We start from the raw sequence: 26,431 nt of genomic DNA on the forward strand, positions 1-26,431 counted from the left end.
TTAATATACATGTTTAAGATTATGCCTGTGCGCGTAGGGATAAAAGGGATTTCTGCTACTACTTGCAGGGAGATTGATTTAGCGCAATTTTGGCGGTAGCTGACTACCGCCAGAGAGGTATTTGCCCGGGCGTCAGGCGGAGAAAAACGCCATCAGCAGAGGCACTAACAGACTCAAAATAAAGCCGTGGACGATGGCTGCCGGGACCATTTCCAGGCCGCCGCTGCGTTGTAAAACGGGCAGGGTGAAATCCATTGATGTCGCCCCGCATAATCCCAGCGCGGTAGAGCGGCTGCGGCCCACCATTCCTGGAATCAACATAATGGCGATCAGTTCACGGGCCAGGTCGTTAAAGAAGGCGGCACTACCAATTACGGGTCCGAACGATTCGGTCAACAGAATACCGGACAGGGAATACCAGCCAAAACCTGATGCCATCGCCAGCGCGGTTTTCAGCGGCAGACCGAGGATCAATGCATTGATAACCCCCGCCAGCATCGAACTGGCGACGACGACGACGGCTACGATCATCCCCCGACGGTTCAGCACAATTTGCTTTAAGGTCATACCGCTGTTGCGCAGCTGGATCCCCACCAGGAACAGTAAAAAGATTAACGTATATTCGCTGGCTTCGGTGGCATGCTGCAGAATGGAAAGCCCAGTGAGGCCGAGCAGGAAACCGATGACGACGACGCCGCAAAGCTGGAGCGACTCAAGCGCCATTGCAATTCGCGAGGGGAGCTTTTCTTGCTTGTGGTTGTGTCTCCAGGGCAGCGAACGCTCCAGCCAGAACAGCGCCGCAATATTACACAGTATAATGACCGTCACGCTGACTGCAGAATAATGAAGAATAGCTAACAGGTTGCTGGCGAGATTATCCAGAAACGCCAGGCTAATACCCATAAAAAAGAGAATAAGGTAGACGATCCAGCTCAACAGGCGATTGATAAGTTGTAATGCAGTCCTGTGCCGGAGCGGAATAAGGTAGCCCACAATAAGGGGAACCAGAATGATTAACAGCCCTGAAAACATGAAAACCAGATCCTTGCTGAGAAGTAAGACGAAATGCGCTAGCACACACTACTCAAAGCAAAGAGGGGAGTAAAGTTGCAAATCAAAGGAAATATAGAGAGGATAAAAAAGACCTGACTTGCGCCAGGCCTTTTTTGTTAGCGATTAATCGCGTTTTTCCAGCAGAGTGCGGTAAATAAGGCCGCCGAGTACCCCACCGATAATCGGCATAACCCAGAAGAACCACAATTGTTGCAATGCCCAGCCGCCCTGGAAAATGGCTACTGCGGTACTACGTGCCGGGTTTACGGAGGTGTTGGTGACTGGAATACTGATCAAGTGGATCAGAGTTAACGCCAGACCAATTGCGATAGGTGCAAAACCTGCCGGAGCATGTTTATCGGTCGCGCCGTGGATCACTAATAAGAAGCCTGCGGTCAGAATAATTTCAATGACGACGGCAGAAAGCATGGAATAACCGCCTGGTGAATGTTCACCAAAGCCGTTTGAAGCAAAACCACTGGCCGTTGCATCAAAACCTGCTTTACCGCTGGCAATAAGATACAGCGCCGCTGCTGCAACAATACCGCCTACAACCTGAGCAATAACGTAACCAATAACATCTTTTGCCGGGAAACGACCGCCAGCCCATAAACCGAAGGTTACCGCCGGGTTAAAATGCCCACCTGAAATATGACCCACGGCGAATGCCATGGTTAATACGGTCAGGCCGAATGCCAGCGCGACACCGGCAAATCCAATTCCCAATTCCGGGAATGCGGCTGCCAGCACTGCACTACCGCACCCACCAAAAACGAGCCAAAACGTACCGAAGAATTCAGCTGCTAATTTCCTGAACATAACCACCTCAATTAAAAGTTCCGGGTTCGTATTCCTTGCCCGGTAATTCATCGCTAAAAGGGACGATGATGAAAGAGCGGGTATTTTAGAAAAAAATATCATCCCTTCGCCAGTTAAATTGATGAAAAAATTTGATTTAAGGCAATATGTTGCGATTCCTTTTTGAATCTTGGATGAATGAAGCATAGTCCAACTAGCGAAAGGACGATGATTAAGTTCTGAAATTATATTCAGGAGAAAACATAAGAAGAATATTCTTATTTTTTTTGCTTTTGCGATTCACGCCAGATTGATATCGGGTGTCCTGAGCACCCGCTTGCCGTTATACTCCTGATAACTTGAAGGAAAAAGTTAGCATTTCCGGAGGCTATATGATTCTCGAACGCGTTGAGATTGTTGGATTTCGTGGTATTAACCGTCTGTCGTTGATGCTGGAGCAGAGCAACGTGCTGATTGGGGAGAACGCGTGGGGTAAATCCAGTCTGCTGGATGCCTTAACCCTGCTGCTGTCGCCGGAGCCAGACTTGTATCATTTTGTCCGCGAGGATTTCTGGTTCCCGCCGGGCGATATACAGGGCCGGGAACACCACCTGCACATTATCCTGACGTTTCGTGAATCCCAGCCGGGTCGTCACCGGGTACGTCGCTATCGCCCTCTGGAAGCCAGCTGGACGCCGTGCCAGGATGGCTATCACCGCATTTTTTATCGTCTGGAAGGCGAGTGTGCGGATGACGGTAGCGTTCTGACCTTGCGCAGTTTTCTTGACGGCGACGGCCATCCATTACCTCTCGATGACATTAACGATCAGGCGCGGCATCTTGTGCGCCTGATGCCGGTACTGCGTCTGCGCGACGCGCGGTTTATGCGACGGATCCGCAACGGTACCGTGCCGGATTCGGCGGACGTCGAAGTCACCGCCCGCCAACTGGATTTTCTGGCGCGTGAGCTGGCTACCCGACCGCAAAACCTGACCGACGGGCAGATCCGCCAGGGGTTATCGGCCATGGTGCAGTTGTTGGAGCACTATTTTTCCGAGCAGGGGGCTGGCCAGTCCCGTTACCGTCTGATGCGCCGTCGCTCCAATAACGAACAACGGAGCTGGCGCTATCTGGACATTATTAACCGCATGATTGATAAACCCGGCGGACGTACGCACCGGGTTATTCTGTTGGGCCTGTTTTCGACCCTGTTGCAGGCCAAAGGCACGCTGAGGCTGGATAAAGACGCCCGACCTTTATTGCTGGTGGAAGATCCGGAAACGCGTTTACATCCCATCATGCTGTCGGTGGCCTGGCACTTGTTGAATTTACTGCCTCTGCAGCGAGTGGCGACAACCAACTCCGGTGAGCTGTTGTCCCTTACGCCCGTGGAACATGTTGTTCGTCTGGTTCGTGAATCATCCCGCGTCGCCGCCTGGCGGCTGGGGCCGGGTGGGATCAGTGCAGAAGATGGTCGGCGAATCGCATTTCATATTCGTTTTAATCGTGCGTCATCGTTGTTTGCCCGCTGCTGGTTGCTGGTAGAAGGCGAAACGGAAACCTGGGTTATTAACGAACTGGCCCGTCAGTGCGGACATCACTTTGATGCAGAAGGGATTAAAGTTATTGAATTCGCCCAGTCCGGCCTTAAGCCGCTGGTTAAATTCGCCCGCCGGATGGGTATCGAGTGGCATGTGCTGGTCGATGGTGATGAGGCCGGAAAAAAGTATGCGGCCACGGTACGTAGCTTATTGAATGACGACAGAGAGGAAGAGCGTGAGCATTTGACCATGCTCCCCGCGCTGGATATGGAACACTTTATGTATCGCCAGGGGTTTGCTGACGTCTTTCACCGGGTGGCGCAAATCCCGGAGAACGTGCCCATGAACATGCGCAAAATTATCTCCAAGGCGATACATCGTTCGTCAAAACCGGATTTAGCCATTGAGGTAGCGATGGAAGCCGGGCGGCGCGGCGTTGACGCAGTGCCAACGCTGCTGCGAAAAATGTTTTCCCGCGTGCTGTGGCTGGCACGCGGTAGAGCGGATTAGTGGTGAAACATCGACGACAGCTGCGAATGGATGCTGTCCATTAGCTGATAGCGGCGGCGGTATTCTGCGCGTTTTTTGCTGGCAATATCCGCCTCGCTTTTTCGCGCCAGCGTGCGCGGAATATGATAGTACCCGTGTCTGTCGCACTCGCCGCCAACCGATTCCCAAAATGCGTTGTAGTCGGAATGAATTACCTTATTTTTATCGTGGTAGCGTTGGCTGCGAAAGATATGCTGTTCATTGCTGACTGCCATAACATTATCGATATTCAATCGTTCTGCTAACCGGCAAATGGCTTCCATTACAATACGTTTTGGGAATATCCCGTGACAGGACTTGGTCGCTTTTTGGATTGCTTCGTGAGGAAGTTGTGCATTGCCCTGCACACCGCCAATAAATAATGTACTTTTGCCATTATATTCGCAGAACGTAAACGTCATTTTAGTCAGCACGTCGCCGTCGCCATTTTGCACCTGAATAGTGCTCTCTCCCTCTTTATCCAGCACCGGGAACATCATCATGGTTACGGTAAATATATCGCCATCTTTGCCTTCAATTTGCGCCAGCTGTAAGCCGTCATTGCTTAATAAGGCGTTAAATTCTGCGGGTAAAAATGCATGGCGGATAACATTATAATGAAAACGCACCGCGTCTAAACGCATTTTACGGGTGAAGTTTGCGGCAAGGTAAGGACGATGCAAACGCACCGGCAGTCGGGGTTGGTGGGATAGCAGGTTTTCAAGATCCGGCCATTGGGCCAGTTCTGTCATCCATTCCTGGGTGAGGCGAGGTATCAAGAGTGAGCGCCAGATAAACTTACGACGAAAGCTACGCTTATCCCAGCAATGTGCGGGACGTAAATGGCCGCTGCTCAGGCTGTAAAAAAGACCAAAGCTGGTGACGGGTTTGGTGGAAAGAAAAGTGCTTTCAGTTAGTTGACTCATAATATAAATCCGATTGATACCCTGGTACTAATTTCAGCACAGCGGATCTTAACCATTCATCAATAACTCTGTTATTCTTGCGCTTTTCAACGGCGATTTATTTAACGTTGATGTTTAGCACTCCACTCTGGTGGACGTATTGGGGGAATTGGGACATTTATGAAGCTCAAGGGAAAAATCAAAAAACGCTATTTTCTGTTCGCCATCATTCTTATTGTGGCGGTAATTGCACTTTGGCGAACGCTTAATGCGCCTTTACCTCAGTATCAAACATTAATTGTTCGTCCGGGCGATCTGCAGCAAAGCGTGCTGGCTACCGGTAAACTGGATGCGCTGCGTAAAGTTGACGTCGGGGCGCAGGTCAGCGGGCAGTTAAAAACGCTGTCGGTCGCGATTGGCGATAAAGTCAAAAAAGATCAGTTGCTCGGCGTAATCGATCCTGAACAGGCGCAAAACCAAATCAAAGAGGTTGAAGCGACGCTAATGGAATTACGCGCCCAGCGTTTACAGGCAGAAGCTGAGTGGAAACTGGCGCGGGTGACGCTTTCCCGTCAGCAACAGCTGGCAAAAACCCAGGCCGTTTCACAGCAGGATCTCGACACGGCGGCCACCGAAATGGCGGTCAAACAGGCGCAAATTGGCACAATTGACGCGCAAATTAAACGTAATCAGGCTTCTCTCGATACGGCAAAAACCAACCTTGATTACACCCGCATTGTCGCGCCAATGGCAGGCGAAGTAACGCAAATTACTACCCTGCAAGGGCAAACCGTTATTGCCGCCCAGCAGGCACCTAATATTCTGACGCTGGCGGATATGAGCACCATGCTGGTAAAAGCGCAGGTTTCTGAGGCTGATGTAATTCACCTGCAACCTGGGCAAAAAGCCTGGTTTACCGTACTGGGCGATCCGCAGACGCGCTACGAAGGCACGCTCAAAGATGTTCTTCCGACGCCAGAGAAAGTGAATGATGCGATTTTCTACTATGCCCGCTTCGAAGTTCCCAATCCGAAAGGGATCCTGCGTCTGGATATGACCGCGCAGGTCCATATCCAGCTCACTGATGTCAAAAATGTTCTGACGATCCCGCTGTCGGCACTGGGCGATCCTATTGGTAACAACCGCTATAACGTCAGGCTACTGCGTAACGGCGAAACCCGCGAACGTGAAGTGGTTATCGGCGCGCGGAATGACACCGATGTGGAGATCGTGAAAGGGCTGGAAGAGGGTGATGAAGTCATTACCGGCGAGGGCAACGCTGGAGCTGCAAAATGACAGCATTGCTTGAACTGAGCCATATCCGCCGCAGCTATCCCTCAGGTGAAGGCCTGGTTGAGGTGTTGAAGGACGTATCCTTGAGCATTCAGGCCGGGGAAATGGTGGCGATTGTCGGGGCGTCGGGTTCGGGTAAATCGACGCTGATGAACATTCTCGGCTGTCTGGACAAACCTACCAGCGGTACGTACCGGGTTGCCGGGCGGGATGTTTCCACGCTGGATAGCGATGCGCTGGCACAGCTGCGCCGTGAGCATTTCGGCTTTATCTTCCAGCGCTATCATTTGCTGTCACATTTAACCGCGGCGCAAAATGTCGAGGTGCCTGCGGTCTACGCTGGCACCGAGCGTAAGCAGCGCCTGGCGCGTGCGCAGGAATTACTCCAGCGGCTGGGTCTGGGCGACAGGGTTGACTATCAACCTTCTCAACTTTCCGGTGGTCAGCAGCAGCGGGTAAGTATTGCGCGTGCGCTGATGAACGGGGGACAGGTTATTCTTGCCGACGAACCCACTGGCGCGCTGGATAGCCATTCCGGCGAAGAAGTAATGGCAATTTTGCATCAGCTGCGCGATCGCGGACACACGGTAATTATCGTCACGCACGACCCGCAGGTTGCCGCACAGGCCGAGCGGGTCATTGAAATTCGTGACGGCGAGATTGTGCGCAATCCGCCGCCACAGAAACCTTCTGGCGGACGCGATATCGCGGAGCCAACGGTGAAAACGGCATCCGGCTGGAGTCAGTTTGTCAGCGGTTTTCGTGAAGCGCTTACCATGGCCTGGCTGGCAATGGCCGCAAATAAGATGCGAACGCTACTCACCATGCTTGGGATCATCATCGGTATTGCTTCGGTGGTGTCGATCGTGGTGGTAGGCGATGCGGCTAAACAACTGGTACTGGCAGATATTCGCGCTATTGGTACTAACACCATTGATATCTATCCTGGCAAAGATTTCGGCGACGACGATCCGCAATATCAACAGGCATTGAAGTATGACGATTTGACGGCGCTACAGAAGCAGCCCTGGGTCAGTTCGGTAACGCCTGCCGTATCGAAGAACCTGCGGTTACGCTATGGCAATATCGACGTTGCTGCCAGTGCTAACGGCGTGAGCGGCGACTATTTCAACGTCTATGGCATGACATTTAGCGAAGGGACCACCTTTAACGCCGAGCAACTGGCGGGGCGCGCTCAGGTGGTGGTGCTCGACAGTAATACCCGGCGCCAGTTGTTCCCCAATAAAGCGAAAGTTGTCGGCGAAGTCGTGCTGGTGGGAAATATGCCGGCCACGGTAATTGGCGTTGCAGAAGAGAAACAGTCGATGTTCGGCAGTAGCAAGATCCTGCGGGTCTGGCTGCCCTACAGCACCATGTCCGGACGAATTATGGGGCAGTCGTGGCTGAACTCGATCACCGTGCGAGTAAAGGATGGTTTTGACAGTGCCCAGGCCGAACAGCAACTGACCCGACTGTTGACGTTGCGCCACGGTAAGAAGGATTTCTTCACCTGGAATATGGACGGTGTCTTGAAAACCGCTGAAAAGACCACACGTACATTACAACTCTTTCTGACGCTGGTGGCGGTGATTTCGCTGGTGGTTGGTGGGATTGGTGTGATGAATATTATGCTGGTTTCGGTAACCGAACGAACGCGTGAGATTGGCATTCGTATGGCGGTTGGCGCGCGTGCCAGTGATGTGCTGCAACAGTTCTTAATTGAAGCGGTGTTAGTGTGTCTGGTTGGTGGCGCGTTGGGCATTAGCCTGTCGATGCTGATCGCCTTTACACTTCAGCTATTCCTGCCGGGCTGGGAAATTGGATTCTCACCCGTCGCGCTGTTGACGGCGTTCCTGTGTTCGACTGCAACCGGGGTGTTGTTTGGCTGGCTACCGGCGCGGAATGCGGCACGTCTGGATCCAGTAGATGCTCTGGCGCGGGAATAATGCCACAGGGATAAAAATGCCAGCCGCAAAGGCTGGCATTTTGACTGCGGGATGTACACAATGAGACAGAAGAGCTATGCGACAGCTTCTGCTTCAATGACAGGCACGATGACACTGGCATGATTGCCTTTTGGCCCCTGGTGGACATCAAACTGGACAGACTGTCCGGCTTTTAGCGTTCTGTAACCATCCATCTGAATGGTGGAATAATGGGCGAAAATATCTTCGCCGCCGCCTTCGGGGCAAATGAAACCAAACCCTTTGGCGTTGTTGAACCACTTAACAGTACCCGTTTCCATACTTCGACATCCTTCGTAAATCTTATATAAGTAAGATGGAATGAACCGGTGGCGGAGTGGGGGCTGTTCAAAACCTCGCCAACTCTCGAAACTACAATTTAGAGAAATCAGGCGGGGCGTCAAGCGCCAGGCAGACAGAATAGGGTAAAAATGCATCAAAATTTGAAGCAGTTAACGCTATTGTCGGTTATGTGACAGATGTCGCGGATGGCACTAATAGATGATAGTTATCTAATACTTGAGGTAGATTGATTGTGCGCATAGGCTGCTTGTCAGCGGCAAGATTTTCTGCCGGAAACCGTAACTGAAGATGACGACTGACAATGGGTAAGACGAACGACTGGCTGGATTTCGATCTGCTGGCGGAAGACAAATTGCGCGACGCGCTAAAACCGCCATCTATGTATAAAGTGATATTAGTCAATGATGATTACACTCCGATGGAGTTTGTTATTGACGTGTTACAAAAATTCTTTTCTTATGATGTAGAACGTGCAACGCAACTGATGCTTGCAGTTCACTATCAAGGCAAAGCGATTTGCGGCGTGTTTACTGCCGAAGTGGCTGAAACCAAAGTAGCGATGGTGAACAAATATGCGAGGGAGAACGAGCATCCGTTGCTGTGTACGCTGGAAAAAGCCTGAATGCAGGCATAAACATTGGGGGAGGTGCCTATGCTCAATCAAGAACTGGAACTCAGTTTAAACATGGCTTTCGCCAGAGCGCGCGAGCACCGACATGAGTTTATGACCGTCGAGCACTTGTTACTGGCGTTGCTCAGTAACCCGTCGGCCCGCGAAGCGCTGGAAGCGTGTTCTGTGGATCTGGTGGCGCTCCGTCAGGAACTCGAAGCCTTCATTGAACAGACCACACCTGTATTGCCTGCCAGTGAGGAAGAGCGCGACACGCAGCCGACGTTGAGTTTTCAGCGTGTACTGCAGCGTGCGGTCTTTCATGTTCAGTCCTCCGGACGCAATGAAGTTACCGGCGCAAATGTGCTGGTTGCTATCTTCAGCGAGCAGGAATCTCAGGCGGCTTATCTGCTGCGTAAGCATGAAGTAAGTCGTCTTGATGTGGTGAATTTTATCTCTCATGGCACGCGTAAAGATGAACCCAGCCAGTCTTCTGACTCTGGGAATCAGCCAAATAACGAAGAGCAAGCTGGCGGGGAGGACCGTATGGAGAACTTCACGACTAACCTTAACCAGCTTGCCCGAGTGGGCGGAATTGATCCGCTCATTGGCCGGGACAAAGAGCTGGAGCGCGCCATTCAGGTACTGTGCCGTCGCAGAAAAAACAACCCGCTGCTGGTGGGAGAGTCTGGTGTCGGTAAAACCGCCATTGCCGAAGGCCTCGCCTGGCGTATCGTCCAGGGTGATGTGCCTGAAATCATGGCTGATTGTACCCTTTACTCCCTGGATATCGGCTCGCTGTTGGCTGGCACCAAATATCGCGGTGATTTTGAGAAACGCTTTAAGGCGCTGCTGAAACAGCTGGAACAGGATACTAACAGCATTCTGTTTATCGATGAGATCCATACCATTATTGGCGCGGGTGCGGCATCGGGCGGCCAGGTGGATGCGGCTAACCTGATCAAGCCGTTGCTCTCCAGCGGTAAGATCCGTGTGATAGGCTCCACAACCTATCAGGAATTCAGCAATATCTTTGAAAAGGACCGCGCGTTAGCGCGCCGTTTCCAGAAAATCGATGTCACTGAGCCATCGGTAGAAGAGACCGTGCAGATAATCAATGGTCTGAAGCCGAAATACGAAGCGCACCATGACGTCCGCTATACCGCCAAAGCGGTGCGTGCAGCGGTCGAACTGGCGGTGAAATACATTAACGATCGTCATCTGCCGGATAAAGCGATTGACGTGATTGATGAGGCGGGCGCACGTGCGCGTCTGATGCCGGTCAGCAAGCGCAAGAAAACCGTCAACGTGGCGGATATTGAGTCCGTAGTGGCCCGCATTGCGCGGATCCCGGAGAAGAGCGTATCGCAGAGCGATCGCGACACGCTGAAAAACTTGGGCAACCGTCTGAAAATGCTGGTATTCGGACAGGATAAAGCCATTGAGGCGCTGACTGAAGCGATCAAAATGAGCCGTGCCGGTCTGGGACATGAGCATAAGCCGGTCGGTTCGTTCCTGTTTGCCGGACCAACTGGTGTCGGTAAGACCGAAGTCACGGTGCAGCTCTCCAAAGCCCTCGGCATTGAACTGCTGCGTTTTGATATGTCCGAGTATATGGAACGCCACACGGTCAGCCGTCTGATTGGTGCGCCTCCAGGATATGTCGGTTTTGACCAGGGCGGTTTGCTGACTGATGCTGTTATTAAGCATCCGCATGCGGTACTGCTGCTGGACGAAATCGAAAAAGCGCACCCGGATGTCTTTAACCTGTTGCTGCAGGTGATGGATAACGGCACGCTGACCGACAATAACGGGCGTAAAGCGGATTTTCGCAACGTGGTGCTGGTCATGACCACCAACGCTGGTGTACGTGAAACTGAGCGTAAATCGATTGGGTTGATTCATCAGGACAACAGTACTGATGCGATGGGCGAAATCAAAAAAGTGTTTACGCCGGAATTCCGTAACCGTCTCGACAACATTATCTGGTTCGATCATCTCTCTACCGAGGTGATTCATCAGGTTGTTGATAAGTTTATCGTCGAGCTTCAGGTTCAGCTGGATCAGAAAGGTGTCTCTCTTGAAGTGAGTCAGGAAGCACGTGACTGGCTGGCAGAGAAAGGCTATGACCGCGCAATGGGCGCACGTCCAATGACGCGTGTTGTCCAGGATAACCTGAAAAAACCATTGGCTAACGAACTGCTGTTCGGTTCGCTGGTGGATGGCGGTCAGGTGACCGTTGCGCTGGATAAAGAGAAAAATGAGCTGACCTATGGCTTCCAGAGTGCGCAAAAGCACAAGCCAGAAGCGGCACATTAATCTTTAATCACCTAATGAGCCGGGCGTAATGCCCGGTTTTTTTTCGCCTGAAAGTAAAGATTTGAATTGGGGAGATTCGGAGAGTTTAAACGGCAGGCAAAAAATAAGCCTGCGTAAGGGAGATTACGCAGGCTAAGGAGGTGGTTCCTGGTACAGCTAGCATTTATGGGTTATGTTTTTCAGCGGAGTGGATAATACCCTTAATGAACGAAACGGTATGTGATCGATTTCTAAGAATCTTCCGAACGCTGAAAAATAACCGTAATTAACTACTTAGCATGCGGGTTACGTGTGGACTCACTGGCAAAATTACGCATCAACAATGCATAATTCAGATCGATATCCTCTGGTACAGGCATCCACACGGTGTAACCATCGCCCGGCGCAACTGGCATGGCTTCGCCTTTCGCGTTTTCCATCTGCTCGAGAGTAAAGTTGATATTGCCTTGTGGGGTCATCAGCTCCAGGCTGTCGCCGACGGTGAATTTGTTTTTTACCAGCACGGCCGCCAGTTCACCTTTACGTTCGCCGGTGAATTCGCCGACAAACTGCTGACGCTCGGAAACAGAGAAGCCGTATTCGTAGTTTTGATAGTCGTCATGTGTATGGCGGCGCAGGAACCCTTCGGTGTAACCACGATGCGCCAGGCCTTCCAGCGTTTCCAGCAGTTGCGGGTCGAACGGTTTACCGGCTGCGGCATCATCAATGGCTTTACGATAGACCTGCGCGGTACGTGCACAGTAATAGTACGACTTGGTGCGGCCTTCGATCTTCAGGGAATGCACGCCCATCTGCGTCAGGCGCTCAACGTGGGCAATGGCACGCAAATCCTTCGAGTTCATGATGTAAGTGCCGTGTTCGTCTTCGAATGCGGTCATGTACTCACCCGGGCGCTGGGCTTCCTCAATCATAAAGACTTTGTCTGTTGGTGCGCCAATACCCAGCGTGGGTTCGACGTTTTGTACCGGGATAGGCTCGTACTTATGCACGATATTGCCCACTACATCTTCTTTCCCTTCCTGCACGTTGTATTCCCAGCGGCAGGCATTGGTACAGGTACCCTGGTTTGGGTCACGCTTGTTGATGTAGCCAGAGAGCAGGCAACGGCCGGAGTAAGCCATGCACAGCGCGCCGTGAACGAAGATCTCAAGCTCCATATCCGGCACCTGGGTGCGGATCTCTTCAATCTCTTCCAGCGACAGCTCACGGGAGAGGATCACGCGGGTCAGCCCCATCTGCTTCCAGAATTTCACCGTCGCCCAGTTTACGGCGTTAGCCTGTACCGAAAGGTGAATGTCCATGTCAGGGAAGTTTTCGCGCACCAGCATAATCAGACCAGGGTCTGACATGATCAGTGCATCCGGCCTCATTTCCACCACCGGTTTCAGATCACGAATGAAGGTCTTCAGCTTGGCATTATGTGGGGCAATGTTAACCACCACATAGAATTTTTTACCCAGTTCATGGGCTTCATTAATACCGAGCTGCAGGTTTTCGTGGTTGAATTCGTTGTTGCGTACGCGCAGTGAGTAACGCGGTTGGCCCGCATACACAGCGTCTGCGCCATAGGCGAAAGCGTAACGCATGTTTTTCAGCGTTCCCGCCGGGGAAAGGAGTTCCGGTTTAAACATAATTTTCTCGTTCTGATGACAGGTCAGACTCGCCTCACTCAATGAGGCGGTTAGGGGAGTGCCCCCATATTAAGGGCGGGCATTGTAGCGCTGCAGGGAAGGCAGGTAAAGAAAAACGCCGGGCGACAGCGTTGCGTTACCCGGCTGAGCGAGTAATTATCAGGTCTTATCTTTTATCGTCTGACTGACACCATTGGTCTTAACCGAAGTAATACCGGTCTCGCGTGACTGTTCATTCGCATACAGTTGACTGCTACCAATAATCTGGTGGTTTGCAGCTTTCAGGTTGAAATGTAATTTTCCATTAGCCGCTGTTTTTTTCTCATAACGCTCATCCAGAGGGCTGTTAGCCTGGACAGATGCGATCCCTTTTTCCGCAGCGCTTTTGGTAGTGTAAAGCTCACTGGTAAGGATTATTTCCCCGTTCCCAGCTTTAAGAACAAAGCGGTACTGATCATCGCTACTCTTACTTAATTCAAACCAACCAGCCATATGAACTCCTTGATTAAAAGTTTTAGATCAAACAGTTATTGACGACAGTGTTGTCAGAAAGAGTATGAGCGATATTTGGAGAGTTGCTAGTCACCAGGGCCCCATGAAGCAGCGGGCCCTGAAGGGCAGGAGTGTTTAAGCAATTCGGCAGGCGTCGGCTTCCCAGCGATACCCCACGCCATAGACCGCGCGGATAAACGACTGCTCAGCATCCAGCGACTCCAGCTTGCGTCGCAGGTTCTTAATATGGCTGTCGATGGTGCGGTCGGTAACGACGCGATAATCGTCATAGAGATGGTTAAGCAATTGTTCTCGGGAGAATACTTTTCCCGGCTCATGTGACAACGTTTTAAGTAAGCGGAATTCAGCGGGTGTTAAATCGAGCATCTTCCCACGCCAGGAGGCCTGAAAACGGCCTTCATCGACGATAAGCGGGCTTTCTGCATCCATTTGTTGTAGTTCGCGCTGCGGTTTGCATCGGCGCAGGATCGTTTTAACACGCGCGACGACTTCGCGCGGGCTGTACGGTTTACAAATATAATCATCTGCACCGATCTCCAGCCCCAGCAGGCGATCAATCTCTTCGATTTTAGCGGTTACCATCATGATGGGGACTTCTGAGAAGCGGCGGATTTCCCGACACAGGGTCAGACCATCGGTACCGGGCAGCATCAGATCCAACAAGATCAGATCGGGCGGTGTTTGGCGCACGTAAGGCAGAACCAGGTCGCCGTGACTGATGAGCGTAGGAGCGTAGCTCGCTGCCCGCAGGTAGTCGATGAGCAGTTGCCCCAGCTTGGGTTCGTCTTCCACGATCAGAATACGCGGCGTGTTTTCATCAATGGGTAACTCAGTCATACATCTCTCTGTAAATCGCGTTCCAGCGGTAACTCTACTGTAATGCTAACCCCACCAAAAGGCGAATGGGCGGCGCGGATCAGACCATTATGCGCTTGTACGATATTGACGCAAATCGCCAGCCCCAGCCCGGAACCTCCGCTGGCGCGGTTACGCGAGCCTTCGGTGCGATAAAATCGTTCAAACAGCTTCTGTAACTGCTCATCACTTACGCCGGGAGCGGAATCCGCGAAGGTTAATAACACCATGCGTTCGCGTTGTTCGGCGCTGATGTGCAGCCCGCCGCCGCTGTCGGTGTAGCGCAGGCTGTTTTCCAGCAGATTGTTGAACAACTGCATCAGGCGATCCCTGTCGCCAAATACCGTCATGCTGTCCGGGAGCGAGAGTTGAATCGTCAGTTCACGGCTGGCAAAGCGTTCACGAAATGCGCCGCTTGCCACCTCAAGCAGCGGGATAAGATCCAGCGATGATTTCTGATAGGCCAGCGCGCCTTCATCTGACATGGAGAGCTGATGAAGGTCGTCAACCAGTTTGGTGAGCGTACCCACTTCAGCCTGCAAAGAAGCAACGGAGTCGGGCGTGAACTGGCGGACGCCATCCTGAATGGCCTCCAGTTCACCGCGCAACACCGCCAACGGCGTGCGCAGTTCGTGAGAAATGTCGGCCATAAAGTCACGACGCATCTGCTGGTTTTTTTCCAACGTACTGGCGAGCTGGTTGAAGTCCTGCGCCAGCTTGCCTAGCTCATCCGTACTGGTTGGCGTAACGCGAGTGGTGAAATCGCCCGCCGCCAGTTTGTGCGTGCCTTCCACCAACCGTTTAACCGGGGCCAGCAGGCTGCGCGCCAGCGTAAACGTTGCCAGCGCAGCCAGAATCGTGGAGAGCGCGACGATAAGCCAGCTGGAACGTCTTTGCTGCATGTCGAAATTGATATCGGTATTACGCGTTAAACGCTCCACCGGAGAGGCAATCACAGCACCCACTTCGCTACCGTTGACGCGGATGGGATGGCGCATACCGTCGCGGGGGACAGGAGCCCGCGGGCCGACCAGTACGTGGGCATTTTGATCGACAACCCAAAACTGTGTACGCCAGCCGTGTGGCGGCATGCCTGGACCCGGTTTATCATCGTCGTTGTCGTGTTCAAAAGAGCGCAGGATCTGGAAAACAAAACGATCGTTATTGCGTAAGAATCGCCAGTTGCCGTGCTGCGCGTACTGCTCGCTTAACGCATCGCTGAGCATTTGCAGCCGCTGTTCGTTACCGTGCTTAATATAGTCGATAAAACCGCGTTCGAAGCTTATGCGTACGGCCCAGTGCATGCTGATCAGCAACACAATGCAGGTGGCGAAAATCGCCAGAAACAGTTTGCCGGTGATACCGGGCCGCCAGAACTTCATCAGGTGCTCCTTTTGCGTCGTGAAATCACCGCATTGGTTTGCGTGTCGTTCGGCACGCGGGCAAAAATAATGGCGGGCAGCGCAATAATGAATGCAATGCACAGCCAGGTATACATAAAGACGCTATGCGTACTACCGCTGTCGATGGCGATATGTTGCTGGCCAAACATGCCTAACAGCAGACCCGCGATGGTCACCCCGATACTCATCGACAGCTGCATGATCATCGACAGCAAGCTGTTGCCGCTGCTGGCGAGATCGTCAGGCAGATCTTTTAACGTCAGGGTATTCATGGATGAAAAGCGCGTTGAGTTGACCATTCCCTGTAAAAACAGCACGAAGGGCAGGGCGTAATACCAGCCCAGCAGTGCCGTGGTCATTAGCAACAGACTGACCAGCGACAGGCCAAGCGTGGTGGTAATCAGTACGCGACGATAACCAAAGCGGTTAACGACCTGCACCACAATGCGCTTCATGCCCATACTGCCCAGCACCATCGGGATCATCATCAGTCCGGCATGAAACGGTGAAAAACCGAGGCCAATCTGTAAAAACACCGGCGTCATAAACGGCAGCATACCGCTGCCGATGCGTCCGGCAAAACTGCCGAACAGACCTAGCGAGAAGGTCGATGTGCGAAACAGATTCAGGCTAAACAGCGCGCGGGGATTTCGATGGGCGTGTTTCAGATACAGCGCAATAGCCAGCACCCCGCAGATGACCAACGCCGCCAGCGTGATACTGGAGAGACCTGTTCCTTTGCTGCCATCGAGCGCCAGCGTCAGAACCGCCATACCGACCGCCAGCATCGCGAATCCGGAGAGGTCGAAGCGTCGGGTTTGCATGGTGTAGTTGGGCATCAACATTAACGTCGCTATCGCGCCGACAATGCCTACCGGAATGTTAATCAAAAAGATCCAGTGCCAGGAGGCGTATTCAACCAGAATTCCGCCTAACGCTGGGCCCAGCAGCGGGCCGATTTGACCGGGTAAAGTGACAAACGTCATCGCCGCCATATATTGCTCACGCGGGACGATTTTCATCACCGTCAGCCTGCCGACTGGCACCATCATCGCACCGCCAACGCCTTGTAAGACGCGCGCCATCACCAGCTCGTTGAGCGTGCTGGACCCGGCGCAAAACAGCGAGCCAAGCGTAAACAGGATAATGGCGGTGAAGAAGATATTACGCACGCCAACTTTGTCCGCCAGCCATCCGCTGGCGGGCAGCATCACGGCAACGGTTAAAACATATGACACTATGACCATATGCATGTGTAACGGGCTTTCCCCGAGGCTTGCCGCCATCGAGGGAAGCGCGGTATTAACGATGGTGGTATCCAGCGACTGCATAAAAAAACCAAATGCCACAATCCAAAGTTGCCAGCGGGTGCTGTCGGGAAGTTCTGTCATAACTCTGCTACCGGTTTGCTGTTTTTACGCGAAAAACGCAGACGCAGACGGTCGAAAAAGAGATAGACCACAGGCGTGGTGTACAGCGTCAGGAGCTGGCTCACGACCAGCCCACCGACAATGGTTATCCCCAACGGCTGGCGCAGCTCAGAGCCATCCCCTGCGGATAACACTAACGGCAGTGCGCCAAATAACGCCGCCAGCGTGGTCATCATGATTGGGCGAAAGCGCAACAGGCAGGCCTGGAAAATAGCTTCTTCCGGCTGCAGCTTACCGTTTCTCTGCGCTTCCAGCGCAAAATCGACCATCATGATGGCGTTTTTCTTCACAATTCCAATTAATAGCATGATCCCTATCAGGGCGATTAGGCTGAATGGGGCATTGAACAGCTCCAGCGCCAGCAAAGCCCCGACCCCTGCCGAAGGTAGCGTGGAGAGAATGGTCAGCGGATGTACATAGCTTTCATACAGCATACCCAGCACGATATAGACGGTGGCGATGGCGGCGATTATCAGGATCACCTGCGAGTTCATAGTGTCCTGAAATACCTGGGCGGTACCGGCAAAGCTGCCACGAACCGTGGAGGGGACGCCTAGCTGGGTCATGGTTCTGTTGATGGCCTCTGTCGCTTCTGACAGTGAAGAACCTGTCGGCAGGTTAAACGACACGGTTGAGGCGGCAGATAATCCCTGATGGTTTACCGACAGTGGCGCATTCGCTGGCTGCCATTTGGCAAAGTACGATAACGGGATCGCCTTACCTTCATTGTTGATGACGAACATTTTGTCCAGCGCGCTGATGTCCTGGGTGTAACGTCGATCGACCTCCATCACCACTTTGTACTGGTTCATCGGCTGATAGATGGTTGAAATTTGTCGCTGACCAAAGGCGTTATTCAGCAGGCTGTTGGCGACCGCCACGTCGATCCCAAGACGAGACATGGTGTCGCGATCGTAAATCAGATTCATCTCCGCGCCATTGTCCTGCTGATCGGAGTTGACGTCCGCCAGTTGGGGCAGGGCGGCAAGCGCCTTACGGATCTTCGGTTCCCACTCACGCAGCGCCGCCAGATCGTCGGACAGCAATGTGTATTGATAGCTGGCGTTGGCCTGGCGTCCGCCAACGCGGATGTCCTGCACCGCCATCAGAAACAGATTCGCACCTGGTTCTTTTGAAAGCGCAACGCGCAGGCGGTCGATCACCTGCTGAGCGGTTTCACGGCGCTCATCGCGGGGCTTGAGGGTAATAAACATCATCCCGCTGTTAACCCGTAACCCACCGGTAAAGCCGGTGACATTGTTCACCGCCGGATCGTCGCGGATGATCTTCATAAAATCCTGCAGTTTACCGCGCATCGCCTGGAAAGAGATGCTCTGGTCAGCCTGGATCCCTCCCATCAATACGCCCGTATCCTGCTCTGGGAAGAAGGTTTTGGGGATGGAAATATAAAGCCAGATATTCAGCGCAATGGTGCCGAGTAATACCACGCCTACCAGTCGCGTGTGGCGCAGTACCCATTTAAGTGAAGTGCCGTAGCTTTGCTGCAGCGCTACCAGCACGCGACCAAATCCCCGTTTACGCGACTGTTCACGCGGGGCGCTGGATTTAAGCATCCAGCCGCACATCATTGGCGTTAATGTCAGCGACACCAGCAGCGAGATACCGATGGCAACCGACAGCGTGACGGCAAATTCGCGCAGCAGGCGTCCAGGCAATCCGCCCATTAACAGCAGCGGCAGGAATACCGCCACCAGCGACAGGCTCATGGAAAGCACGGTGAATCCCACTTCGCGCGTACCCTGTAACGCCGCCTGGAGTGGCTTCATTCCCGCTTCCAGGTGGCGGGCAATATTTTCCAGCACCACGATGGCGTCATCTACGACAAATCCCGTGGCAATGGTTAACGCCATTAACGACAGGTTGTTCAGGCTGAATCCGCACAGATACATGGCGGCAAAGGTACCGATCAGCGAGACCGGAACCGCTACCGCGGGGATCAGAGTCGCACGCCCGGATCGCAGGAAAACAAAGACCACCAGGATAACCAGCGCCACGGAGATAATCAGCGTCTGTTCGACTTCCTCTAGTGAAGCGCGAATGGTCGGTGAACGGTCCTGGGCGATTTGCAGATCGATGGCGGCCGGGACCAGCGTTTGTAGCTCCGGTAATTTGGCGCGAATGCTATCTACCGTCTGAATAATATTGGCTTCCGGCAGCTTGCGGATCATCAGCAGAATGGCCGGTTTGGCGTTGGTCATCCCCGCGTTACGAACGTCCTGTACAGAGTCGGTTATAGACGCAACATCACCCAGTCGCACCGCTGCGCCGTTGTTATAGTGGATGATAATCGGTTGATATTCGGCGGCGGTTTTCAGCTCATCGTTAGTTTGTACCTGCCAGCGATGGGTATCATTCTCGATAGCGCCCTGCGGCTTACGCACGTTGGCATTGTCGATCGCGCTACGCACGTCGTCCAGTGACACGCCCTGGTTAAACAGCGCCTGCGGGTTGAGTCCTACCCGCACGGCAGGCAGAGAACTGCCTCCAACGTCCACGTCGCCCACACCGTCGATTTGCGCGATGGTCTGCGCCAGTTGTGTTGATGCGAAATCGTACAGTTCACCCTGCGAGTAAGTGTCCGACGTCAGCGTCAGGATCATGATTGGCGCATCGGAAGGGTTAGCTTTGCGATACGTTGGTCGGCTCGGCATCCCGCTGGGCAGCAGGCTTTGCGCGGCGTTAATCGCGGCCTGAACGTCCCGCGCCGCGCCATTGATGTCACGGTCGAATTTGAATTCGAGAATAATACGCGTACTGCCAAGCGAACTACTCGAAGTCATTTCGTTTACGCCCGCGATGCGGCCCAGCGAGCGCTCCAGCGGAGTTGCGACCGAAGACGCCATCGTTTCAGGGGAGGCACCGGGTAATGATGCGCTGACCATTATCACCGGAAAATCCACCTGCGGCAGCGGAGCGACCGGCAGCAGACGAAATCCGAGTATGCCGCACAGGGTGATGGCCACCGAAATGAGAATGGTCGCCACCGGCCGATGAATGAAAAGCGCGAAAAATTTCATTTACGCTTCCTCTTCCTGACGCGGGAAGCGGCTTTTCACATACAGCGACAGACGGTCAAACAGCAGATAAATTACCGGGGTGGTAAACAGGGTTAATACCTGACTCACAAGCAGTCCACCGACCATGCCAATGCCTAACGGACGGCGTAACTCTGCGCCCACGCCGGTACTTAACATCAGCGGCAACGCGCCGAGCAGTGCCGCCAGCGTAGTCATCAGAATTGGGCGGAAACGCAGCAGACAGGCCTGGAAAATAGCATCGCGCGGTGCCATGCCTTGTTCGCGCTCCGCGGCAAGGGCAAAGTCGATCATCATGATGGCGTTTTTCTTGACGATACCGATGAGCAAAATAATGCCAATAATCGCGATGACGTCCAGTTCGCTGCCGGCAATCATTAACGCCAGCAGTGCCCCGACGCCCGCCGTCGGCAGCGTGGAGAGAATAGTAATTGGGTGAATAAAGCTCTCATACAGCACGCCGAGCACGATATACATCGCCACAACCGCAGCCACAATCAACCAGATGGTATTTCCCAGCGCGGCCTGGAAGGCGAGCGTGCTGCCCTGGAACTGGGTCGTAATATTTGCGGGCAGGTTAAGCGTTTTTTCGGCATCCAGAATCGCCTGTACCGCATCACCCAGCGAATGTTCGTCTGGCACGTTGAACGAGATGGTAGTGACCGGGAACTGATCGAGGTGGTTAATCGACAGCGGGGCAAAACGCTGTTCAATACTGGCGATTGCGCTGAGCGGTACTATGCCACCGTCGCTACTGGTCAGACGTATTGTATCCAGTGCCGCAAGCCCCGGCGTATTGTTGGTGTTATGTTCTAACACCACGCGATATTGATTTGCCTGGGTGTAAATAGTCGAAATCAAACGCTGGCCGAAGGCGTTGTACAGGGCGTTGTCAACATCTGACATGCTGATGCCCAAACGGCTGGCGCTGTCGCGATTGACGTTCACATACGCTACCAGCCCTTTGTCCTGCCAGTCGCTGCTGACGTCGGACAGTTGCGGTAGCTGCTGTAGTTTTGCTATCAGCTGTGGAACCCAGGTGCTGAGGGCATCAAGGGATGTCGCTTGCAGCGTGAACTGATATTGCGTCCGGCTCACCTGAGTATCAATCGTCAGATCCTGAGTGGGCTGAAGATAAAGGTCAACTCCGGGAACCCTGTCAACCGCATCCTGTAAGCGCGCAATCACTTTCTGCACCCGATCGTCACGTTCATCCAGCGGTTTAAGGTTGATTTGCAAACGCGCGCTGTTCAATGCCGGATTAGTACCATCCACACCGACAAAAGCGGTCAGGCTCTCTACCGCCGGATCTTTAAGGATGACATCTGAAACCTGGCGCTGGCGCTCGGCCATGCTGGCGAATGAGCTGGACTGCGGTGCCTGTAGCGTACCCTGGATAATGCCGTTGTCCTGGATTGGGAAGAAACCTTTGGGGATAAAAACCCAAAGCATGACGCTCAATGCCAGCGTTCCGAGCGCTACGCTAAGTGTGAGCCACGGATGGTTAAGTACTTTTGCCAGCCAATGACCGTACCCGGCTATGACGCGATCAAACATTCGCTCTGAGGCGCGGGAGAAGCGATTTTGCTTACGCAATGAGGCCTGATTCAGCATGCGCGCGCACATCATCGGCGTAAGAGTGAGCGAGACAACGGCGGAAATCAGAATCGCCACCGCCAGCGTAACGGCGAATTCACGGAACAAACGCCCGACAATATCGCCCATGAATAGCAGTGGGATCAATACCGCAATCAATGAAAACGTCAGGGAGATGATGGTAAAACCAATCTCGCCCGCGCCCTTCAGGGCAGCAGTCAGCGGTTTTTCGCCTTTTTCGATATAGCGTGAAATATTCTCGATAACCACGATAGCGTCATCCACAACAAAGCCTGTCGCGATGGTTAGCGCCATTAAGGTCAGGTTGTTGATGGAGAAATCAAGAAATACCATCACCGCGAAGGTGCCGATTAACGACAACGGTACGGCGACTGCAGGAATAATCGTCGCCGGAACATTGCGCAGAAACAGGTAGATAATCATCACCACCAGCGCTATCGCCAGCATCAACTCGAACTGGGTGTCTGCAACAGAGGCACGAATATTGGTGGTGCGATCGGAAAGTACGCTGACCTTAACCGATTTGGGCAGGCTTTCGGTGAGCTGTGGCAGCATCTGGCGGATACTGTCTGCCGTGGAGATAATGTTCGCCCCAGGCTGGCGCTGCACATTCATCACTATAGCTTGTTGCTTATTTGCCCATGCACCTAGCCAGCTGTTTTCTGCTCCTTGTTCGACGGTAGCAACATCGCCCAGACGAACCGGCGCACCGTTTTTATAGGCAATAATGAGCTGACGATATTCATCTGCGGACTGCATTTGGTCGTTAGCTGAAAGGGTAACGGCGCGCGTTGGGCCATCAAGACTCCCTTTTGCTGAATTGACGTTGGCACCGGTAATGGCCGTACGGATGGTTTCGCTGGTAAGACCGAGTGCGGCAATGGCCTGAGCGTTAAGTTTCACGTGGACCGCCGGACGTTGCCCGCCGGAAAGTGTTACCAGACCCACGCCGGATACCTGAGAGATTTTCTGCGCGACGCGGGTTTCGACCATATCTTCCACCTGCGTCATCGGCATGGCGCTGGAAGTGACCGCCAGCGTCATGATCGGCGGATCTGCCGGGTTTACCTTGCTGTAGACCGGAGGGTTAGGTAGATCGCTGGGTAATAAATTGGTGGCGGCGTTAATCGCGGCCTGAACTTCTTGCTCGGCAACATCCAGCGGGAGCGTCAGTTGAAACTGTAACGTAACGACCGATGCGCCACCGGAGCTTTGTGATGACATCTGTTTTAAGCCAGACATCTGGCCAAACTGACGTTCAAGCGGCGCGGTTACCGCCGAGGTCATAACGTCTGGGCTGGCGCCAGGGTAGAGCGTCACGACCTGAATCGTGGGGTAATCCACTTCAGGTAAGGCGGCGATTGGCAGAAAGCGATAACCGATAATACCGGCAAGCAAAATCGCGACCATCAGCAGCGTAGTGGCGACGGGGCGCAGAATGAACAGGCGCGATGGTCCGCCTGTGTTGTCCGGAGGTAACACCTGCATCAGGAGTTGGCTCCTTTTTTGCCGTATCCGCGTGGCGCTGTCTTCTCATCGGAAACAGAGGCGTCGTGCGCCTCAACGACTTCGACTTTTGCGCCTTCCGTCAGACGGTCAATACCGTCAGTCACGACCCGATCGCCTGCGGACAACCCAGCGGCGATCACCACTTTTTGGCTGTCCTGAATACCCGGTTTAACCAGATGCTTGCTCACTTTGTTGTCGCTGTTCAGTACCCAGACAAAGTGCCCTTCGTTGCCCATCTGCAGGGCTGCTGTTGGGATCACAACGGCATTTTGCTGCGTGTCGACCAGCATGCGGGCGTTGACGAACTGGTTAGGGAATAACGCATCATCCTGATTGTTAAAACGGGCTTTAACTTTGATGGTTCCTGTAGTTGCATCAATCTGATTGTCGAGACTGAGCAGGACGCCTTCACTCAGTTTTTGTGAATTGGTTCGGTCCCAGGCTTCGACCTTCAGCTGGTTCCCCGATTTTTGTGCCTGCAACACGGTAGCAATGTCGTTTTCAGGCAAAGTAAATATCAGGTCGATGGGATGAGTTTGCGTAATGACGACGATCCCGGTGGTATCGCCGCTGGAAATTTGGTTACCGACATCGACCTGCTTCAGGCCGACACGACCATCGACAGGTGCGGTTATCCGACTCCAGTCGAGCTGCAACTGAGCGCTGGCGACACTGGCTTCATCCGCTTTGATTGTGCCTAACGTCTCATTGACCAGCGCCTGCTGGGCATCCAGCTCCTGGCGGGAGACCAGATTGGTTTTAACCAACTGTTGATAGCGGGCAAGATCGCGACGGGCATTCGCCAGCGTGGCTTTATCTTTTGCCAGTTGTCCCTGCGCCTGAGCCAGAGCGACTTTGAACTGGCTGGGATCTATCTCTGCCAGCAGGTCGCCGGCTTTTACCTGTTGTCCTTCCTCAAAGTGTAAGGCAATGAGCTGACCGTCCACCCGGCTACGTACCGTGGCGGTATTGGCGGCAGTAATGGTACCCAGCCCTGTCAGGTAACGTGGAACGGCTTCCTCGGTGGCAGTGGCAGCCTGCACGGGAGCCAACGGTCCGGAGCGCAATCCACGGCGTGCCGACCCAGGCGTGTGCTGCGCTGGTTTGGTAGCGCCCGGTGCGGTTTCCTGGGAAGCGCTGCGGCTTTGCCAGAACCAGATGGCGGCGACGGTGGCCACGACGATCACGATTGCTATCACCCAGCGGGATTTATTACTGCCTTTCATTGTTATGAGTTTCTCATCCTGAAACGATTCGCGGAATGATACTAGTTTAGCCAGTGAACAAGGGAGAAAAATGGAGGAATTATGAAACACTGTCGGGATTCGTCTGAATGCTGACGCGGCTTTGCGAGGCGTTACGCAACAATTTGCGGCGAAAATAGCGAATGCGTCATTGTGCGTTAGAGTGCGGTCAAGGCAAAAGGAGGTAAGCCAGAGATTTCAGCGGGACGCTGGAACGGGAAAGCCCCTCCCGAGGAAGGGGCCAAAATAAGGAAAGGGTTATGATGAAGTACGTCATCATACTGGTGATACTCTTAGTCATTAGCTTACCGGCTTACTAAGACACCAGGGGGAGGGGAAACCTTCCCTAACCCTCACTCCTGAAAATAAGCCACAGCAACGGTGATGTCAATACGCACACCTTTCAGCTTGCGAGCCGCTTAGTGGAAAACAACCTCAGCCCAGCGGGCCAGACCGGCGGTGACAGAACCGAAGTCATCGCCACCCGCGATAGGGATCCCTGGAAGCTGCTGGGCGAGGGCTTTTTTAATCAGCGGTGAACGCGCGCTGCCGCCGGTCAGATAAATTACGTCCGGTTTTTCCTGCGCGTTGTCCAGCGCCAGTTTGACCTGCTCCAGAATGCGCGCCAGGGGCTGATTGAGCGCGGCCTCCAATCCATGTTGACTAATATCGGTTGCCAGCGTGTCGCTGATAAACGGTATCGCCGCCGTTACAATGGTCTGGTCGGAAAGCGCGATCTTGCTCTCTTCTGCGCTGCGCACCAGGCGATAGCTCAGACGCTCGCGCCAGACTTTAAGCAGCAAGGCTACTTTATCGGCTTCTTTCGCGTCGCGGACAAGATCGTTCAGTAAACGACCGTTGGCGCTGCTGTAGAAATCACTTTGCGCGGGAACATCGTTGATCGCAACCGCGTTCCACCAGGGGAGAATCGGTAAGGCGATCCCTTTTTCAGTCTCACCACCCATACCTAGCAGCGGCATCAGGTGTTTAAACGCCAGCGCGATATCCAGATCGTTCCCGCCTACACGGCAGCCACTGTGTCCCAGCAGGCTGTTTTCGCGATCGGCGCGCTGATGCCATTGCGGCCCCATCAGCAGTAGTGAACAGTCGGTCGTACCCCCGCCAATATCTACCACCAGCACGCGTTTCTCATCCTGCAGTGTGGCTTCGTAATCCAGCCCCGCTGCTACCGGCTCGTACTGGAAGACGACATCCTGAAAACCGGCACGTTTGGCCGCACGTTCAAGAATCCCCTGCGCCTGGGTGTTGGCGTCATCGCCGCCTAATCCCTGGAAGTTGATGGGGCGACCAATTACGGCCTGAGTGATAGCTTCCGGCAGTTGGCTTTGAGCCTGGTTGCGAATGTGCAGCATCATTGCACAGACGAGATCTTCAAACAGCGCAACTTGCTGTGGCTTCAGACCGCTGGCGCCCAAAAATGATTTTGGCGATTTAACGAAGTACACCTCTTCCGGGTCTTCAATATACTGACCCAGCGATGTCAGACCGAACTGCACGCTGTTGGCGTTAACGTCGATGTCCTCTTCGCGATTGTAGCGCATCGCACGGCTAAGCAGCGCCTGTGTTTCATCGTCCGTGGTTGGAACGTCGTGATGGCGATACAGCCACTCGCTAACCGCTTCGCGCGTTGGTGCACACAGCATTGAGGGTAGCAGCGTGCTGTTATTTTCCATTTTGAGCAGGTGGGGCTGCCCATCACGCATAACGGCCACTGAACAGTTTGCCGTACCGTAGTCAAAACCAATAAACACCGTAAAAATCCCCATGCCAGTGAAGAAGGGGCGTGACTTTAACGAATAGTTGACGGCCCGACAACTGGAATATGAAAGCAAGGCGTA

19 protein-coding genes are annotated in these 26,431 nt (G+C 53.4%); 6 read left to right on the forward strand and 13 right to left on the reverse strand.

Annotated features, from left to right (window positions below; translation table 11 throughout):
• Positions 1–132 precede the first annotated feature (132 nt).
• Positions 133–1,032, reverse strand: coding sequence for a lysine exporter LysO family protein (locus GFB57_RS12960; RefSeq protein ID WP_003027250.1), 900 nt, complete (start codon positions 1,030–1,032; stop codon positions 133–135).
• A gap of 144 nt (positions 1,033–1,176) precedes the next feature.
• Positions 1,177–1,872 (reverse strand): aquaporin Z, encoded by a 696-nt coding sequence (gene aqpZ / locus GFB57_RS12965; protein ID WP_003840208.1) that lies wholly within the window; start codon positions 1,870–1,872, stop codon positions 1,177–1,179.
• Between the two features lie 371 nt (positions 1,873–2,243).
• Here aqpZ and GFB57_RS12970 point away from each other — a divergent pair, with 371 nt between their 5' ends.
• Positions 2,244–3,902, forward strand: coding sequence for an ATP-dependent endonuclease (locus tag GFB57_RS12970; RefSeq protein ID WP_003036822.1), 1,659 nt, complete (start codon positions 2,244–2,246; stop codon positions 3,900–3,902).
• Here GFB57_RS12970 and GFB57_RS12975 read toward each other — a convergent pair.
• The gene (locus GFB57_RS12975; RefSeq protein WP_008324663.1) at positions 3,899–4,846 is read right to left on the reverse strand and encodes a VirK/YbjX family protein; all 948 of its coding nucleotides are present in this window, start codon (positions 4,844–4,846) and stop codon (positions 3,899–3,901) included. The genes GFB57_RS12970 and GFB57_RS12975 overlap by 4 nt on opposite strands.
• Before the next feature lie 159 nt (positions 4,847–5,005).
• Here GFB57_RS12975 and macA point away from each other — a divergent pair, with 159 nt between their 5' ends.
• Positions 5,006–6,121: a macrolide transporter subunit MacA gene (macA, locus tag GFB57_RS12980; RefSeq protein WP_003036818.1), complete on the forward strand. Its 1,116-nt coding sequence runs from the start codon at positions 5,006–5,008 to the stop codon at positions 6,119–6,121.
• A complete protein-coding gene (macB, locus tag GFB57_RS12985; protein WP_003036815.1) occupies positions 6,118–8,064 on the forward strand; it encodes a macrolide ABC transporter ATP-binding protein/permease MacB in 1,947 nt (648 codons plus the stop codon). The genes macA and macB overlap by 4 nt, the downstream gene beginning before the upstream one ends.
• Before the next feature lie 74 nt (positions 8,065–8,138).
• Here macB and cspD read toward each other — a convergent pair whose 3' ends face one another.
• Positions 8,139–8,363, reverse strand: coding sequence for a cold shock-like protein CspD (gene cspD / locus GFB57_RS12990; protein WP_003036813.1), 225 nt, complete (start codon positions 8,361–8,363; stop codon positions 8,139–8,141).
• A gap of 323 nt (positions 8,364–8,686) precedes the next feature.
• On the opposite strand from cspD, the gene clpS reads away from it, so the two are divergent.
• Together clpS and clpA are read left to right on the forward strand one after the other, a co-directional pair.
• Positions 8,687–9,007, forward strand: a complete 321-nt coding sequence (gene clpS / locus GFB57_RS12995) for an ATP-dependent Clp protease adapter ClpS (RefSeq protein WP_003036810.1) — start codon at positions 8,687–8,689, stop codon at positions 9,005–9,007.
• Between the two features lie 30 nt (positions 9,008–9,037).
• The gene (gene clpA / locus GFB57_RS13000) at positions 9,038–11,314 is read left to right on the forward strand and encodes an ATP-dependent Clp protease ATP-binding subunit ClpA (protein WP_003036804.1); all 2,277 of its coding nucleotides are present in this window, start codon (positions 9,038–9,040) and stop codon (positions 11,312–11,314) included.
• A 269-nt stretch (positions 11,315–11,583) separates the two neighbouring features.
• Here clpA and yegQ read toward each other — a convergent pair whose 3' ends face one another.
• The 8 genes from yegQ to GFB57_RS13040 form a co-directional block, all read right to left on the reverse strand.
• Positions 11,584–12,945, reverse strand: a complete 1,362-nt coding sequence (yegQ, locus tag GFB57_RS13005; protein WP_003036803.1) for a tRNA 5-hydroxyuridine modification protein YegQ — start codon at positions 12,943–12,945, stop codon at positions 11,584–11,586.
• Positions 12,946–13,104: 159 nt separating this feature from the next.
• A complete protein-coding gene (locus GFB57_RS13010) occupies positions 13,105–13,437 on the reverse strand; it encodes a YegP family protein (RefSeq protein WP_003036800.1) in 333 nt (110 codons plus the stop codon).
• 135 nt (positions 13,438–13,572) lie between these two features.
• Entirely contained in the window at positions 13,573–14,295 is a 723-nt protein-coding gene (baeR, locus tag GFB57_RS13015) for a two-component system response regulator BaeR (protein ID WP_003036797.1), read from the reverse strand.
• Positions 14,292–15,695, reverse strand: a complete 1,404-nt coding sequence (gene baeS, locus GFB57_RS13020; RefSeq protein WP_003036792.1) for a two-component system sensor histidine kinase BaeS — start codon at positions 15,693–15,695, stop codon at positions 14,292–14,294. Before baeS ends, baeR begins: the two co-directional genes overlap by 4 nt.
• Positions 15,695–17,107: an MFS transporter gene (locus tag GFB57_RS13025; protein ID WP_003036790.1), complete on the reverse strand. Its 1,413-nt coding sequence runs from the start codon at positions 17,105–17,107 to the stop codon at positions 15,695–15,697. Before GFB57_RS13025 ends, baeS begins: the two co-directional genes overlap by 1 nt.
• Positions 17,104–20,184 (reverse strand): multidrug efflux RND transporter permease subunit MdtC, encoded by a 3,081-nt coding sequence (mdtC, locus tag GFB57_RS13030; protein ID WP_290366805.1) that lies wholly within the window; start codon positions 20,182–20,184, stop codon positions 17,104–17,106. The genes GFB57_RS13025 and mdtC overlap by 4 nt, the downstream gene beginning before the upstream one ends.
• Complete coding sequence (locus GFB57_RS13035; protein ID WP_290366806.1) at positions 20,185–23,307, reverse strand: MdtB/MuxB family multidrug efflux RND transporter permease subunit; 3,123 nt, start codon at positions 23,305–23,307, stop codon at positions 20,185–20,187. It lies immediately after the preceding gene.
• The gene (locus GFB57_RS13040; RefSeq protein ID WP_003036784.1) at positions 23,307–24,554 is read right to left on the reverse strand and encodes an MdtA/MuxA family multidrug efflux RND transporter periplasmic adaptor subunit; all 1,248 of its coding nucleotides are present in this window, start codon (positions 24,552–24,554) and stop codon (positions 23,307–23,309) included. The genes GFB57_RS13035 and GFB57_RS13040 overlap by 1 nt, the downstream gene beginning before the upstream one ends.
• Positions 24,555–24,832: 278 nt before the next feature.
• Here GFB57_RS13040 and GFB57_RS13045 point away from each other — a divergent pair, with 278 nt between their 5' ends.
• Positions 24,833–24,892, forward strand: coding sequence for a type I toxin-antitoxin system Ibs family toxin (locus GFB57_RS13045; protein WP_106672390.1), 60 nt, complete (start codon positions 24,833–24,835; stop codon positions 24,890–24,892).
• A gap of 99 nt (positions 24,893–24,991) precedes the next feature.
• Here GFB57_RS13045 and yegD read toward each other — a convergent pair whose 3' ends face one another.
• A complete protein-coding gene (gene yegD, locus GFB57_RS13050; protein ID WP_003036782.1) occupies positions 24,992–26,344 on the reverse strand; it encodes a molecular chaperone in 1,353 nt (450 codons plus the stop codon).
• Between the last annotated feature and the right edge of the window lie 87 nt (positions 26,345–26,431).

The organism is Citrobacter sp. S39 (genome assembly GCF_009495675.1).
Taxonomy (GTDB): Bacteria; Pseudomonadota; Gammaproteobacteria; order Enterobacterales; family Enterobacteriaceae; genus Citrobacter; species Citrobacter freundii.